The organism is Fructobacillus ficulneus (genome assembly GCF_001047075.2).
GTDB lineage: Bacteria > Bacillota > Bacilli > Lactobacillales > Lactobacillaceae > Fructobacillus > Fructobacillus ficulneus.
Map to the genome: position 1 here is coordinate 81,773 of NZ_DF968000.1, position 16,004 is coordinate 97,776.

Sequence of the window (16,004 nt, forward strand, 5' to 3'; positions counted from 1 at the left end):
AGTAAATGAATTAACTTAAGTGATAAAAATGCAGGTTCTGACTGGCAGCTAGGTAAGCCTGAAAGAATCTGCATTTTTTATTTATTTTAATTCTTGTTTATAGTATTATTAGATAATTATTAGTTTTTTATAATTATTTATTTAAGATTGGATATATGAGATGAAGACATTAGAGATTATTGATTTACACGTAACTGTTGAAGGTAAAGAAATTTTAAAAGGCGTTAACTTAGTCGTCAATACAGGCGAAATTCACGCGATTATGGGCCCTAACGGGACGGGGAAATCAACCTTATCGCAAACGATTATGGGCCATCCAGCCTACGAAATAACGCAGGGAAAGATTATTTTAGATGGCCAAGACTTGGCTGAAATGTCAGTCGATGAACGAGCACGAGCTGGTTTGTTTTTGGCCATGCAGTATCCCGCTGAAATTCAAGGAATTACCAATTTTGAATTCATGCGATCAGCCGTTAATGCTCGTCGTGCCGATGATGACCAGGTTAATTTGATGGACTTTATCAAGGAACTCGATGAAAAGCGAGAATTCTTATCGATGAGCAATGAAATGGCGAACCGTTATTTGAACGAAGGCTTTTCTGGTGGGGAAAAGAAGCGTAATGAAATTTTGCAGATGATGATGATTCACCCCAACATCGCTATTTTGGATGAAATTGATTCTGGTTTGGACATCGATGCCCTAAAGGTTGTTTCAAAGGGTGTTAACAGTATGCGGTCAGATGACTTTGCGACACTGATGATTACCCACTATCAACGCTTACTAGACTATATTGTGCCGGACTTTGTTCACGTCATGATGGGTGGTAAGGTTGTCAAAACTGGTGGTCCTGAACTGGCTAAACGCTTGGAAGGCGAAGGCTACCGGGCTTTACGTGACGAACTTGGCCTCGATATTGCTTTGACCGACGAAGATGCTGACCTGATGGTCTAAGGAGGCTTTGAATGATTAAATACGCAGAAAAAGCCGACCAAGCCTTAGAACTTCCGGTCTTTGATAAGGTCCGCTATGACCACTGGGGGCTTGATGAAATTCAACCGGGCCAAGGACAAAGTGATCAAACCTACTATGCTCAAGGCGAAGAAGTTGGTCTTGAAGTTGTCGGACAAAGCGCAACATACCTTTATTTGACAAATGAAATGAAAAAAGCTGGCGTCTTAGTGATGCCCATTAAAGATGCCAAACTTCGTTATCCAGAAATGGTTGATTTGGTGCAGGGCAAGGTTGCTACTGCTGACCAAGATCGATTGACAGCGGCCAATGAATTGGACCATACAACGGGAATTTTTGTCTATATTCCAAGCAAAATCAAAGTTGAGCCAAAAATCCATCTCTACCTCAACCACCTAGTTGAAGCTGGTGATTTGTCTGCCCGGGTCTTGGTTTATATGGGTGCCAATAGTTCAGCAGAAGTTTTGTTGGAAACTCATACGGTTGGTGAAACGGCCAGTAAGGCCACCATTGTTGTTGAAGTCATGGCTGAATCCCAATCTAAATTAACTTTCGCTAACTTTGATGATTTGTCAGCACGAACGAACGCCTTTATTAACCGCCAAGCAGTGGTGAAAAACCAAGCCAAGGTTGACTGGATTAACGCCGCCTTTAGCGATGGCAACATTGTCAGTCAGGTTTCTAGCCGGTTAATCGGCGAGGGGGCAGCTAGTGCTGTTAAGGTGGCTGCCTTTACCAATCAAAAGCAGGTCCAGGGTTTTAATACCGAGGTCCAAAATATCGGCCGCCATACGATTGGTCATATTTACCAACGTGGGGTCATTCTCAACTCATCAAGCTTGGTCTTTAACGGACGGGGCACAATTATTAAGGGTGCCAAGGGGTCAGATGCCCAACAAGAATCCCGTGTTTTGATGCTATCAGAACGAGGACGAGGTGAAGCCAACCCGCTCCTACTAATTGATGAAAGTGATGTCACGGCTGGTCACGCCGCTTCGGTCGGACAAGTCGATGAACAACAGCTGTACTATTTGATGAGTCGTGGTCTTCCTGAACATGTTGCCCGTCGTTTGGTGGTCCGTGGTTTTGTTGGTGAAGTCCTGGCGAAGTTGCCAGATGTTGACCTGCAAAACCGAGTCATCGCCGCGATTGAAAGAAAGCTGGCTTATGAAAACCGTTCGCTCTGATTTTGAAATCTTAAAGAAAACAATTAATAACCAGCCATTGACTTACCTGGATACGGCGGCAACGAGCCAAAAGCCCAACCAAGTTTTAGCAGCAATCCAAAACTACTATCTGAAAGATAATGCCAACGTCCATCGTGGAGTTTACACCTTGTCAGAACAAGCCACTCAGGCTTATGAAGACGCGCGGACCAAGGTAGGTCACTTTCTTAATGCGCCTAGTGCTAGAAATATCGTCTTTACTCGGTCGACAACTGAATCGCTGAACTGGTTGGCCCAGAGTTTTGGCCCAGGCCAGGTTGAGGCGGGGGATGAAATTTTACTAACCTACCTGGAACACCATTCCAACATTGTTCCTTGGCAAGTGCTGGCTCAAAAGACCGGCGCTAAGTTGAAATATGTTGGTTTGACCGAAGACGGACAAGTTGACCTGGTAGACTTTGCTGACCAGTTGACAACCAAGACGAAAATCGTCAGTTTTGCCCACGTTTCCAATGTTTTAGGAACCTTAGCCCCAGTTAAAAAAATGGTGGCGATGGCTCATGAAGTTGGTGCAAGGGTAATTGTTGACGGAGCCCAGGCCGTGGCCCACCTGCCTGTGGATGTGCAAGACCTGGATGTTGATTTTTATGCTTTTTCTGGCCACAAGGTTTACGGACCAACGGGAATTGGGGTCTTGTATGGTCGGACTGAATTGCTTGAAGCGATGGAACCGGCCCAGTACGGTGGGGAAATGATTGAAAAGGTCGGGTTGGAAAGCTCGACTTTTCAACCAGCTCCCTGGAAGTTCGAGGCTGGGACGCCCAACATCGCTGGTGCGATTGGCCTGGGTGCTGCCCTAGACTATATGCAAGAACTTGGCTTAGCCCAGGTCAGCGATTATGAGACAGATCTCATGGAAGAAACAGTAACTAAGTTACTAGCCATTCCTGGCCTGACCCTCTATGGTCCACAAAATGGCCATGACCGGTATGGGGTTGCGGCCTTTAATTTGGCAGGTGTCCACCCCCATGATGTCGCCACGATTTTAGACCAAGAAGGGGTCGAGGTCCGAGCAGGCCATCATTGTGCTCAGCCACTAATGGCCTACTTGGGCTTACCAGCCACTGTGCGAGTGTCTTTGGGCGTGTATAACAATTCCGCCGATATTGACCGATTGTGTGCCGGTTTGCATCAAGTTAGGGAGTACTTTGCCAATGACTAATGCCAACTTAGACAATTTATACAGGCAAGTCCTGATCGACTATGCCAAAAATCCCCACAACTATCAAAAGCCCTTACCAGCTGATGCTGTTCAGGTTGAAAAGTATAATCCGTCCTGTGGCGATATCATTCAAATTAAGGCCCAAGTGGTCGCAGATACGATTGAAGATATCAGCTTTGATGGGAACGGTTGTGCAATCTCAATGGCTGCTGCTTCAATGCTAACGGACTTGTTAAGGGGTGAAACTTTAGCTGGCGCCAAAGAGCTCTTAGAAAAATTTTCGGCGATGCTGGTGACTGATGAAGAAGCAGACCCAGCTCTTGGTGAGCTGGCTTTGATGCAGGGAGTCCGTAAGTTTCCCACTCGGATGAAGTGTGCGACTTTAGCCAGTCATGCCACCTTAGCCGTCATTAACCAAGTTGAGGAGGAACAATAGATGGAAATTGATCGACACGAAGCCCTGGCTAATACTCGGGCAGCCATTGGTGCTGATGAAGAATATGCCCATGGTTTTCACGATGACTATCAAGCGGTTTACACAACGGGTCAGGGATTAAGCGAAGATGTTGTTCGCAAGATTTCTGCTAAGAAAAATGAACCCGAATGGATGCTGGAATACCGCCTCCAGGCCTACCAAGCCTATTTGGAAATGCCAATGCATGATTGGGGTCCAGATTTAAGTGACTTAAATTTTGATGAAATTTATTACTATAATAAGCCCACTGACGGTAAGTATCGGGACTGGGATGATGTTCCCCAAGAATTAAAGGATACATTCGAACGTCTTGGTGTGCCTGAGGCGGAACGAAAGTGGCTGGCAGGTTCATCAGCCCAATATGAGTCCGAAGTGGTTTACCACCGGATGAAAGAAGAATTTGAAAAGACTGGGATTGTCTTTACTGACACCGATACAGCCGTTCAGGAATACCCAGAATTGGTCAAGGAATACTTTGGTTCTTTGGTTAAGCCAACCAATAACAAATTAGCGGCTTTAAATGCCGCAGTCTGGTCCGGTGGAACCTTTATCTACGTTCCTAAGGGAGTCCATGTCACGACACCAATTCAGTCCTACTTCCGGATTAACACGGAAAATGAAGGCCAGTTCGAACGAACATTGATTATCGTTGATGAAGGGGCCCATGTTGACTACGTTGAAGGATGTTCGGCACCGACCTATTCTAACGATTCGCTCCATGCTGCTGTTGTGGAAGTCATCATCAAAAAAGATGGCTACTGTCGGTACACGACCATTCAAAACTGGTCGAATAACGTTTACTCATTGGAAACCAAGCGATCAGCGGCGTATGAAAACGCCACGATGGAATGGGTTGATGGAAACTTTGGGTCGAAAACGACGATGAAGTATCCTTCTGTTTATTTGAACGGTGAGGGAGCACGGGGAACCATGCTATCGATTGCTGTGGCCGGGGCAGGGGTTAATTTGGACTCCGGAGCCAAGATGATTCATAACGCACCAAACACGTCCTCATCGATTGTTTCTAAGTCGATTGCCCATGATGGTGGGTCAACCGATTATCGGGGAACTGTCAAGTTTGGTCGCAATTCAGCGGGGTCCTTTGCCCACGTTGAGTGTGACACAATTTTGGTCGACGACCAATCGTCAGCGGATACGATACCATACAACACTGTTTTGAATGGTAACGTTTCAATGGAACACGAAGCCAAGGTTTCCAAAGTTTCGGAATCGCAGCTGTACTATTTAATGAGTCGAGGGATTTCGGCTGAGAAAGCCACCGAAATGATAGTGATGGGATTTGTGGAACCTTTTACTAAGGAATTGCCAATGGAATATGCGGTCGAATTGAACCGTTTGATGAAATTTGAAATGAGTGGATCAGTCGGATGACTATTAGTAACGAAAAAAAAGAAGAAATAATGGCCACCTTGGCCACCGTGATTGACCCGGACTTTCGGATTGATATTGTTAATTTGGGCTTTATTAACTCTGTTGACCTGGACGACCAGGGGCAGGTAGTCATTGACATGACATTAACCGTGATTGGTTGTCCGATTATGGGCCAGCTGGAAGAAATGGTTGAGGATGCTTTGAAAATAGTTGAAGGAGTCCATTCTGTCCAGATTACTTATACCTGGGACCCAGCTTGGTCAATCGAAAGGATGACACCATACGCCAAAGCCTTTTTAGGTCTAAGTTAGAAAACAATTAAAAAATAATGTAAAAAACATTGACAAAAAATGAGCATAGTATTATGATTATCACAACAAATATTCATGAAGGAGAAAGATTATGATGAAGTACAGCGTAGTGATGATTATTACAATGCAAAACGCAAATCTTCTTGGCTTGTTGGGGAACCCCTAACTGGCCGAGTTTTTGACGCTGGCCATTAGGGGAGATCTTAATGGCTGGCCGCAGAAACATAATCTTTTCCTTGCGGACTAGTCATTTTGATTAGTCCGCTTTTTTATTCACATAAAAGGAGAGATTATGAAAAATAAGATTAGAATGTACGACACAACATTACGTGATGGTGAACAAACAATCGGTGCGAACTTCTCGGTTGCTGAAAAAGTTCAAATTGCTCAAGCCTTGGAAGATTATGGGATTGATGCGATTGAAGCCGGTTTCCCAGCCGCTTCTGAAAAAGACTTTGCAGCTGTTCAAGCAATTAGCCGCCAAATTAAAAAAGCCACAGTCGTCGGCTTGGCACGAATGGTCCGCAAGGATATCGATGCCGCGGTCGAATCGACGAAGGAAGCAGCACACCAAGCCGTCCACGTCTTTATTGCCACTTCACCGATTCATCGGGAAAGCAAGTTGAAGATGACAAAGGAAGAGGTCTTGGACAAGATTGCTGCCGATGTGGCTTACACTAAACAATACGTTGATGACATCATTTTCTCACCTGAAGATGCAACTCGAACGGAAACGGACTTCTTGATTGAAAGTGTGCAAACGGCCATCGATGCCGGTGCAACGACCATCAATATTCCCGACACCGTTGGTTACACAACCCCCGAAGAATTCGGCCAAATCTTTGATGATTTACGCCAGGGAATTCCTCAATTTGATCAAATTTCTTGGTCAACCCATACTCATAACGACTTGGGTATGGCCAACGCTAACGCTTTGGCCGGTATCGAACACGGTGCCAATGAAATTCAAGGAACGATTAACGGCATCGGCGAACGAGCTGGTAATGTTGATTTGATCGAAGCGGCCGTAGCAATCTACGTTCGTCATGATAAGATTGCCCGACCTACTACCATTGATTTGAAACAATCAAAGAAAATTTCCAACCTGGTTGCCCGCCTGTCAAAGGTTGCCACAGCTGCCAATAAGCCAATTACCGGCCGCAACGCCTTTGCCCACGAATCAGGTATCCACCAAGATGGCTACTTGAAAAATCCAAATACCTACCAAATTATCGCTCCTGAAATGGTTGGAGCCCACGTATCCTTGCCACTTGGTAAGTTGTCTGGCTCACATGCCGTTCACGACAAGTTGGTTGATTTGGGTTATGAAGTTCACTCTGCTGAGATGCCAGCCATCTTTAAGGCCTTTAAGAGGGTAGCAGAAGGAACGAGCGTTGTTAGCGACAAACAAATGGAAGCAGTTGCCGATATGGTAATTAAAGAAAAGGTGGCTCAGGGTTAATGGAGAAGAAAAAAATTGTTGTGCTCCCAGGTGACGGAATCGGGCCAGAAATTATGACGGCCGGTTTAAAGGTCTTGGAAGCAGCTAGTAACAAATTTGATTTCAAGTATGAACTTGACTACCAACCCTTCGGTGGGGCCGGCATTGACGAAGCTGGTGACCCATTGCCAGAACAAACTGTTATTGCTGCTAAGGCGGCCGATGCCATTTTGCTCAGTGCAATTGGTGGCCCTAAATGGGATGACTGCCCTAGGCGTCCAGAAAAAGGTCTGCTAGAAATCCGTTCTGCTCTTGGCTTGTTTGCTAACATTCGACCCACGACAGTCGAAGATATTCAAATTGACCGGTCACCTTTAAAAGCCGACCGGGTCCAAGGCACAGACTTCGTGATTGTTCGCGAGTTGACCTCTGGAGCCTATTTCGGGGAACCACGGTCATTGGCTGATGACAAAGCCATCGATACTATTTTCTACAGCCGGGCTGAAATTGAACGAATTATGAAAATTGGTTTCGATATGGCAGTTAAACGAAGTAACCACGTCACCATCGTTGACAAATCAAACGTCTTGGCCACTTCAAAATTATGGCGACAAATTGCCGAAGAAGTAGCACAATCCTATCCAACTGTAACGGTTGATTACCGCTATGTTGATGCAATGGCAATGGCCATTATTGCTGACCCAAAACAGTTCGATGTTGTCATTACGCCCAACCTTTTCGGTGACATTTTAAGTGATGAAGCCGCTGAAATTACTGGTTCAATTGGCCAAATTCCATCGGTTTCCGCGGGAAGTGCCGGGGTAAACCTTTACGAACCAATTCACGGTTCTGCACCTGATATTGCTGGTCAGGGAATTGCTAACCCAATTTCGATGATCAAGACGGTCGCCATGATGTTAGACCAAAGCTTTGATCGATCAGACATGGCTCAAGCAATTATTACCGCAGTCAATCAAGTGATTGAAGATCAGGTCGTCACCGCCGATATGGGTGGTGAATTTGGAACCGCAGCCGTGACGGATAAAATTATCGAATTTATAAATGGGGGAACAGCACAATGGGAACAACGCTCTTTGATAAAGTCTGGAACACACATGTAATTACAGGTGAGATTGGAGAGCCACAACTCTTGTATGTTGATCTCCACTTAATTCACGAAGTAACATCACCACAACCCTTCGAGGGTTTGCGTGAAGCCCACCGGAAACTTCGTCGGCCGGACTTAACAATTGCAACGATGGACCACAACGTGCCGACCAAGGATATCTACAATGTTAAGGACCAGATGTCACGGCTGCAGATGGATGCACTGGAAAAGAACTGCCGGGACTTTGATTTGCCATTGGCTTCCGTCGGGGATGACAAACAAGGAATTGTTCACGTTGTTGGTCCCGAGCGAGGGGCAACCCAACCCGCGAAAGTGATTGTCTGTGGTGATTCCCACACGGCGACCCATGGGGCCTTCGGAGCAATTGCCTTTGGAATTGGAACTTCGGAAGTTGAACACGTGATGGCGACCCAGACGATTTGGCAGGTTAAGCCGAAGACGATGGGCATTAAAATAACGGGGAAATTACCAAAGAACACCTATTCAAAAGATATCATCATGGCCATTATTGCCAAGTATGGGGTTTCCTTTGGGACTGGTTACGCCATCGAATTCTACGGTGAGACGATTGAACAATTGTCAATGGAAGCCCGAATGACAATGTGCAATATGTGTATCGAAGCGGGTTCTAAAACTGGCATGGTTAAGCCAGACCAAACGACTTACGACTACGTTGCTGGCCGTGAAATGGCTCCCAAGGATATGGCAGCCGCCGAAGAGTATTGGTCACAATTCTATACCGATGACGAAGCCGACTTCGATGAGCGAATTGAATTTGATGTGACTGACTTGAAGCCAATGATTACCTGGGGAACCAATCCTGGGATGGCGATGGCAGTTGATCAGAAAACACCAGCCATTCAAGATAAAAATGACCAGGCAGCTTACGACTATATTGGTTTGACACCTGGGACGAAGGCAGAAGATATTCCCTTGGATTACCTCTTCATTGGTTCGTGTACCAATTCCCGTTACGAGGACCTAGTGGAAGCAGCCGCGATGATGAAGGGCAAACATTTGGCACCAAACATTACTGCCTGGATTGTTCCCGGTAGCCGTGAAATTCGGAACCGGGCGATGGCGAGCGGAATTGCCAAAGTCTTTGAGGATGCTGGTTGCGAATGGCGCGAACCAGGGTGCTCAGCCTGTCTAGCTATGAACCCGGATAAGATTCCAGCAGGGAAGCACGCTGCCTCAACTTCCAACCGTAACTTTGTTGGTCGGCAGGGGGCCGGGTCACGAACACACCTGGCTTCACCAGCAATGGTGGCAGCGGCAGGAATTGCCGGTCACTTTGTTGATGTGACAGCGATGTAGGGGGAGAGAAGAGATGGATGCCTTTATTCGAGAAGTAGGAACAACAGTTATTATTCCGGACAACGATATCAATACCGATATTATCTTGCCCAAACAATTTCTAAAAAATATTTTGAAAACTGGTTTTGGTAAGTACTTGTTCTTTGATTGGCGGTACTTAGCTGATGGTCAGCCGAACCCGGACTTTATTTTAAATAAGCCCGAACATGCCGGTGCTTCAATCTTGATCACCGGAACCGGGTTTGGAAGTGGATCATCCCGGGAACATGCAGTCTGGTCCTTGAAAGACTATGGCTTTCAAGTTGTCATTGCCGGGGGCTTTTCAGATATTTTTTACATGAATGCGACTAAAAACGGCCTCTTGCCAATTGTGTTAGGAGAAGATGAACGAAAGATTTTACGACAAGCCCAAGCTGACGAAAAAGTTAGTGTTGACCTGCCAGAACAAACAGTGACTTATGGTGACCATGTCTTCCATTTTGATATCAATCCTCAATGGAAAGAAAAGTTTATCAAGGGTGAAGATGATATTGATCACACGCTTAAATTTGAGAAGCAAATCACTGCGTTTGAACAAAAGCGACCAAGCTTTGGATAGGAGTGGCAATGGATCAAGTGAATGCTTTACAAAATCGAATGAACAGAACGGTGGCAACCCCCTTGTTTTACAAGGTCTTTGCCATGGTAGCAGCAGGAATGATTTTGGATGGGGCCGACGTGTACTTAGTGAGTGCCGTTAACTCAGTCTTGATTCAGAATCATTTTGCGACTTTGAGTCAGGGTTCAATGTTTCTTTCAGCCGGATTTTTAGGACTCTTTCTTGGCTCGTTGTTGGCTGGTTACATTGGTGACCATTTTGGTCGACGGGCTTCTTATCAAATTAACTTGTTGATTTTCGGAGCATTTACGGTCTTTGGTGGGTTTGCTCCAAATATTTGGGCATTGATTGTCTTACGATTCATCGCCGCAATTGGCTTGGGAGCTGAAATTGTGACTGGTTTTGCCATGATTAATGAATTTGCTCCGGTTAAAAGTCGTGGGAAGTGGTCAGCGAGTGTTTCTGTGATTGCCAACACAGCAGCACCACTAACCTTAATGATGTCTGCCTTTGTGATTCCTCGCTATAGTTGGCGAGCAATGTTCATGATTGTTGGTGGAGCAGCCATGGTGCTTTGGTTTATCCGCCGCAATTTCCCCGAATCACCGCGGTGGTTGATTGATCAAGGCCGGTACGAGGAAGCGGAAGAAATTATTAATCAAATGGAAGGCGATTGCCACGACTACACTGAAGAAGATCAAACGCCACAACCCGTTCACCAAACCAAGATTGGAACTGGGCTGCTTGTTGCAATCTTTGCCGTTAGTGCCATTAACTTAGTGCAATATACCTTTACCTCATGGATGCCAACTTTGTTGGTGAAGCAAGGAATTGAAGTTGCCCATTCATTAACATTTTCAGCCGTGATGATGGCCGGGGCGCCATTGGGAGCGATGATTGGAGCAACGCTGGTCGACCAGTTGGGAAGGAAAAAAGTCATTGTTTCAACCTTTATCTTTGCAGCCATTGTCGGTTTGATTTACGCCCAGCAGCGGTCAGTTAAGCCAATCTTGATTGTCGGCTTTATCTTAGTTACCAGTATTTATGTTTTGATGGCATCAATTGTTAGTGTTTATGTGCCTGAGCTATTCCCAACATCATTCCGCTTCCGCGGAGCCGGGATTGCCAATGGGGTCGCCAAGATGTTAACGGTCTTGACTCCCTACATCGCAGCTTGGGCCTTAGCACGAATGAGCAGTATTATTATCTTTGAATTTATGGCCAGTGTTGCCGTAATTGCGGCCATCGTCGTCTGGATCTTTGGACCAGAAACAAAGAAGCGTACGATTCGTTAATTTAGTCGTTAAGCGGATCATTGAACTTAGTAGTTAAACAGAGGAGAGAAATAAATGATTGAAACAGTAACAAAGACAGTGCAATGGAATAAGGGCGTCCAACCTGAAGCGATTGAAATTTTAGAGGGCCAGGGGGGGATGATTGTTAGTCCTACCAAAGTTGGCTATATCATTATGACTTCTGACAAAGCTGGTTTGGAACGGAAGTTTGCCGCTAAGAACCGTCGTCGTAACAAACCAGGGGTTGTCTTGTGTGGGTCAATGGAAGAGCTAAAGGCTTTGGCTAAAATGAATCCTGAAATCGAAGCAATGTACCAACGCCATTGGGATGAAGATATCTTGTTGGGCTGCATCTTGCCATGGAAAGATAGTGGTAAGGAAATGTTGCCAGATGACGGTAGCCAGGAATTAATGATGGACCGTCGGGATACCAGCTGTTTCGTGATTAAGTTTGGCAAGCCAAGCGAAAATATTGCTAAGGAATTGTGGGAAAAGGAAGGCAAGTTCTGTTTTGCTAGTTCTGCCAACCCATCTGGCCAAGGAAACCGTGGTTTGGTAACTGGGATTGGTGAGCAAATCGAGGAAGCGACTGATTTGATTGTTGAAGCTGATGACTATGTGGCTTCAATTCAACCCGATAAAAATATTGAAACACGCTACGAACAAGGTGTGATGGTTTCAATGGTGGATGACCAAGGAAACTTGATTCCTGAACAAAACGGTACAGTTGGTATTCAACCAGCACCAATTGTTATTCGCAAGGGTTTGGATGTGGATAAGATTATGGCGATTATGTCTGATATCTTTGTGAGCTGGGATTACCGCCACGGCTTTTACTACTAAAATGAACAGGTTAACGATGATGAAGTTGTCCAAGCAGATGTTGACAATGTACTAAGTAAGATTTGAAATTATAGGAGACGAAAATTCATGACAGACGGTCACAGTTGGAAATTTGATATCACCCGGTATGGCGCCTTTATTATTTTGATTTTGGCTATGGGAACAGTATTTTTGAGTACTGGAATCCGCCAGTACCCACAATTGTTGGGGATGGCTGGAATTTCATTTACCTTTGGCTTGCGGCACGCCTTTGACGTGGACCACATTGCGGCCATTGATAACATGACCCGTAAGATGCTTAATGATGGCAAAAATACTCGCGGAGTTGGGTTTTCCTTCTCGTTTGGTCACTCTTTGGTGGTTTTGATTTTGACAATTATGACTGTCTTGTTTGTTGAATGGGCCGACCATTCAATGCCGGTTTTTGAATCTGTTGGTGGGATTTTTGGAACGATGATTGCCGCAGTGATGCTTTTGATGTTGGCCTTCTTTAATACTTATATTTTGACGGGGATTTGGAAAAACTTCCGGAAGATGCGCCAGCAAACTATTGATCCCGACGACAAACAATTGGCCGCAGAATCAAAAATTTACCGAATTTTCATGAAGCTTTTGAACCTCATTAACCACAACTGGCAAGTTGCCATTGTCGGCTTCTTGTTTGGTTTGGGCTTTGATACGGCAACCCAGGTAGCCGTTTTGGCAACTTCTGCCACAGCAACCTCTGCCGGTGTTCCATGGTATTCAATTTTGTCTGTACCGCTGTTCTTTACGGCCGGTATGTGTCTGATGGATACCTTAGATGGGTTCTTCATGTCAAGTACCTATAACTGGATCATTTCAACGTCTTACCGTAAGGTGTACTTCAATTTGATTTTGACCAGTATTTCAATTATCGCGGCCGGCTTCATTGGTTTTGTGGACTTAGTTCAATCATTAACTGCTACCTTTGATTGGCATAATCCACTTAGCCAGTGGGCTGCTAGCCTGGACTTTAACGAATTGGGTATTATCTTAGTTGTTGTCTTTGTCCTAGCTTGGGCAGGTGCTTTGCTAATCTGGCGTTTGATGAATTTGGGCCAGTATGACCGCGAAGGGAAAATCGAGTAATTGCTGCTGAGTTAACTTCCAGTTTAGTTTTCAATTTAGGTCCCAACCGTAAAAGTTGAGACCTTTTTGATTGGATTTTTATGATTGAGAAAGGCTGATAACCCTGCGATTTTTGAAATTCAAGAGAGTCATAAAATTAATTGAAAATAAAAAGTTCTTGCAATTTTGAAAAGAACGCCTTAAACTAATTAGTAATTCATGAGGACGAGTAATTGTTTTCGGGCGTAACAAGAGACATCACGGTTGGTGAAAGTGGTGACCCCAGACAATGAAAACTCCCTCAGTTGTGGCCTTTGAGTAATGCGTGAAATGAAGCCCGGTTCCCAACCGTTATCAAGGATAAAGAGTGTTGTTCGAGTCTTTTTGCTTGAGCAAAACACGGGTGGTACCACGCAATTAGCGTCCCTAGATATATAAGTCTAGGGACGCTTTTTTTCTTGGCATCAACCTGCGTCAGAGGAGAAGTAAGATGGAAAATGGAAATGGAAAAGAATTAAAGCGGTCGCTTTCATCGTTTCAGATGGAAATGATCGCCCTTGGTGGAACAATTGGTGTTGGACTCTTCATGGGTTCAGCCTCAACTATCAAGTGGACCGGAACTTCGGTCTTGTTAGCCTATATCTTAGCTGGTTTGGTTTTGTACATTGTGATGCGCGCCCTGGGTGAAATGCTTTACGTCAAGCCCATCGTCGGTTCATTTGCCAACTACGCCACAGAATATATTCACCCAGTTGCCGGGTACCTTACCGTCTGGGCCAATGTCTTCCAGTGGTTAACCGTTGGAATTTCGGAAACGATTGCCGTTGGTGACTATATGCATTACTGGTGGCCGGGTGTTCCAACCTGGGTCACTGGGGTCATCGTTTTGATCTTGTTGACGTTGACTAACTTGGTGACGGTTAAGGCCTATGGTCGGTTGGAAGCCTGGTTCTCATTGGTCAAGGTCTTGACGATTGTCTTTATGATTATCTTGGGCTTGCTGATGATTCTCTTTGGCTTTGGTAACCACGGTCATGCCATTGGTTTCTCAAACCTTTGGGCGCACGGACCATTCTTTGCTCACGGAATTAAGGGCTTCATGTTTGCCTTGTCAATTGTCGTGACATCATACCAAGCCATTGAAATTATCGGAATCACTGCCGGTGAAGCCGAAAACCCACAAGAAGCAATTGTTAAATCAATCAAATCAATCGTGGCTCGAATTTTGATTTTCTACGTCGGCGCCATCTTCGTGATTATCACGATTTACCCATGGAACCACTTGGACACAGTTGGGTCACCATTCGTTGAAACCTTTGCTAAGGTTGGGATTACGGCCGCCGCTGGAATCATCAACTTCGTGATGTTGACAGCCGCTACTTCAGCCTTGAACTCAGGTTTGTTCTCATCATCACGGATGTTGTACACGTTGGCCCAACAAAAGGAATTGCCACCGGTCTTCTTGAAGCTTTCAAAGAACCGCGTTCCCGACGTTTCCGTTATGGCAATGTCATTGGGAATCTTAGTTGGAATCATCATCAACGGGGTCTTGCCATTGTTCTGGAAGGGCTCAGCCAACATCTTCGTCTTGGTTTACTCGGCCTCGACGTTGCCAGGAATGGTGCCATGGTTCGTGATTTTGATTTCACAAATTAAGTTCCGTCGTGAAAACCCTGACTTGATGAAGGGCCACCCCTTCAAGTTGGCCTTGTCACCATGGTCAAACTACTTCGCAATTCTCTTCTTAATCATGACTTTGGTCTTCATGGTGATTAACCCAGATACGCGGGTGCCATTGGCCATCGGCTTTGGCTTCCTAGCCTTCATGGCTGCCTTCTACTTCTGGACCCATCGTGGTAAGCAAGTTGAAAAATAAAGCATTAAAATTAATCAGCTGAGATAACTCAGTTTGGTGGCAAGCTCGTCTTGGTGCATTAGTACCGGGACGGGCTTTTTGCTTGGAACAGTTTTTGAAGGACAGACTTGTCCTTTTAAAGTTGAGAATTGTTACAGTTTATGATTTATTTGTAATATTTCCTGACAAATCCATTGAATTATCAAATTGCAGTGCTAGAATGAAGGTAATAAATATAGAAAAAGGGGTAATGCTTATGTCAACTTTACGTGATGGATCAGAAGAGAACCGAGAATCATTCGAAAAGGCCAAGGATAAGCAGGCGCAAGACCATGCTGCTGAAGCCCACGAAGATAAAAGAGAAGACGGCCTAGAGCATGCCGAACATAAGGAAGCTCGTCATGAAAATGAAGATTTCGAAGCCGAGAAAAAGGAATTTGAGGGGGAATAATCATGGAGAAGAAGCATGAATTTGAAGCCGCAGATGCCCGCGAAGTTGAGGATGCCAAGCGCGAAGAAGAACGTCTAGCCAAGCAATCCGAATTTGAAAAGTCTTCACATGAAAGCCGGGAAAAGGCTGACCAAGAAAAGTAGCCAAAAAGACCCCAGCTTGTAGTAATGGGATCCTTTTATCTTACAAACAAGTATTTCGAAAAGGGGAAGTTGAAAATGTCAAAGCAACCAATGCACACTAGTCACAATCAAGACATGGCAAACGACCGGACTTGGTCCATCGCCCTTGATGTTCTTGTTGAAGTTTGCCTGGTTGGTTATACAGCCTTGCTGTTTTAATGAAAGCATGGTGAGCTGGGGCTCATCGTGTGGCTACAATTTAATATGTATGAGTTAAGTAATATTATATAGAAGAAAAGTAGAGTTAATCTCTGCGTATGAAAAGGCC

General features: G+C 45.1%; 17 protein-coding genes and 1 other annotated feature. All 17 genes read left to right on the forward strand.

Going from position 1 to position 16,004, the window contains the following annotated elements; translation table 11 throughout:
• Positions 1-160 precede the first annotated feature (160 nt).
• Entirely contained in the window at positions 161-952 is a 792-nt protein-coding gene (sufC, locus tag AOQ29_RS02640; RefSeq protein ID WP_061992997.1) for a Fe-S cluster assembly ATPase SufC, read from the forward strand.
• An 11-nt stretch (positions 953-963) separates the two neighbouring features.
• A complete protein-coding gene (sufD, locus tag AOQ29_RS02645; protein WP_061992998.1) occupies positions 964-2,157 on the forward strand; it encodes a Fe-S cluster assembly protein SufD in 1,194 nt (397 codons plus the stop codon).
• Positions 2,138-3,358 (forward strand): cysteine desulfurase, encoded by a 1,221-nt coding sequence (locus tag AOQ29_RS02650; RefSeq protein WP_061992999.1) that lies wholly within the window; start codon positions 2,138-2,140, stop codon positions 3,356-3,358. Before sufD ends, AOQ29_RS02650 begins: the two co-directional genes overlap by 20 nt.
• The gene (gene sufU / locus AOQ29_RS02655; RefSeq protein ID WP_061993000.1) at positions 3,351-3,794 is read left to right on the forward strand and encodes a Fe-S cluster assembly sulfur transfer protein SufU; all 444 of its coding nucleotides are present in this window, start codon (positions 3,351-3,353) and stop codon (positions 3,792-3,794) included. The genes AOQ29_RS02650 and sufU overlap by 8 nt, the downstream gene beginning before the upstream one ends.
• On the forward strand, positions 3,795-5,225 hold the full coding sequence (sufB, locus tag AOQ29_RS02660) for a Fe-S cluster assembly protein SufB (RefSeq protein ID WP_061993001.1): 1,431 nt from the start codon (positions 3,795-3,797) through the stop codon (positions 5,223-5,225).
• Positions 5,222-5,536 carry a metal-sulfur cluster assembly factor gene (locus AOQ29_RS02665; RefSeq protein ID WP_242977381.1) on the forward strand — a complete coding sequence of 105 codons (315 nt, stop codon included), beginning with the start codon at positions 5,222-5,224 and terminating at the stop codon, positions 5,534-5,536. The genes sufB and AOQ29_RS02665 overlap by 4 nt, the downstream gene beginning before the upstream one ends.
• A 292-nt stretch (positions 5,537-5,828) precedes the next feature.
• Positions 5,829-6,998, forward strand: coding sequence for a 2-isopropylmalate synthase (locus AOQ29_RS02670; protein WP_061993002.1), 1,170 nt, complete (start codon positions 5,829-5,831; stop codon positions 6,996-6,998).
• Positions 6,998-8,098, forward strand: a complete 1,101-nt coding sequence (gene leuB, locus AOQ29_RS02675) for a 3-isopropylmalate dehydrogenase (protein WP_061993003.1) — start codon at positions 6,998-7,000, stop codon at positions 8,096-8,098. The genes AOQ29_RS02670 and leuB overlap by 1 nt, the downstream gene beginning before the upstream one ends.
• Positions 8,056-9,423, forward strand: coding sequence for a 3-isopropylmalate dehydratase large subunit (gene leuC, locus AOQ29_RS02680; RefSeq protein WP_061993004.1), 1,368 nt, complete (start codon positions 8,056-8,058; stop codon positions 9,421-9,423). The genes leuB and leuC overlap by 43 nt, the downstream gene beginning before the upstream one ends.
• 13 nt (positions 9,424-9,436) lie before the next feature.
• On the forward strand, positions 9,437-10,021 hold the full coding sequence (leuD, locus tag AOQ29_RS02685; RefSeq protein ID WP_061993005.1) for a 3-isopropylmalate dehydratase small subunit: 585 nt from the start codon (positions 9,437-9,439) through the stop codon (positions 10,019-10,021).
• 8 nt (positions 10,022-10,029) lie between these two features.
• Positions 10,030-11,316 carry an MFS transporter gene (locus tag AOQ29_RS02690; protein WP_061993006.1) on the forward strand — a complete coding sequence of 429 codons (1,287 nt, stop codon included), beginning with the start codon at positions 10,030-10,032 and terminating at the stop codon, positions 11,314-11,316.
• A gap of 54 nt (positions 11,317-11,370) precedes the next feature.
• A complete protein-coding gene (locus AOQ29_RS02695) occupies positions 11,371-12,159 on the forward strand; it encodes an L-threonylcarbamoyladenylate synthase (RefSeq protein ID WP_061993007.1) in 789 nt (262 codons plus the stop codon).
• 87 nt (positions 12,160-12,246) lie between these two features.
• Positions 12,247-13,269 carry a HoxN/HupN/NixA family nickel/cobalt transporter gene (locus AOQ29_RS02700; protein WP_061993008.1) on the forward strand — a complete coding sequence of 341 codons (1,023 nt, stop codon included), beginning with the start codon at positions 12,247-12,249 and terminating at the stop codon, positions 13,267-13,269.
• Positions 13,270-13,455: 186 nt separating this feature from the next.
• Positions 13,456-13,679: a binding site (T-box leader), on the forward strand.
• Between the two features lie 59 nt (positions 13,680-13,738).
• The gene (locus AOQ29_RS02705; protein ID WP_061993009.1) at positions 13,739-15,124 is read left to right on the forward strand and encodes an amino acid permease; all 1,386 of its coding nucleotides are present in this window, start codon (positions 13,739-13,741) and stop codon (positions 15,122-15,124) included.
• 235 nt (positions 15,125-15,359) lie between these two features.
• Complete coding sequence (locus AOQ29_RS02710; protein WP_061993010.1) at positions 15,360-15,554, forward strand: hypothetical protein; 195 nt, start codon at positions 15,360-15,362, stop codon at positions 15,552-15,554.
• Between the two features lie 2 nt (positions 15,555-15,556).
• Complete coding sequence (locus AOQ29_RS07670) at positions 15,557-15,697, forward strand: hypothetical protein (RefSeq protein ID WP_158530739.1); 141 nt, start codon at positions 15,557-15,559, stop codon at positions 15,695-15,697.
• Positions 15,698-15,772: 75 nt separating this feature from the next.
• Positions 15,773-15,895, forward strand: a complete 123-nt coding sequence (locus AOQ29_RS08350; RefSeq protein ID WP_275936573.1) for a hypothetical protein — start codon at positions 15,773-15,775, stop codon at positions 15,893-15,895.
• Positions 15,896-16,004: the final 109 nt, after the last annotated feature.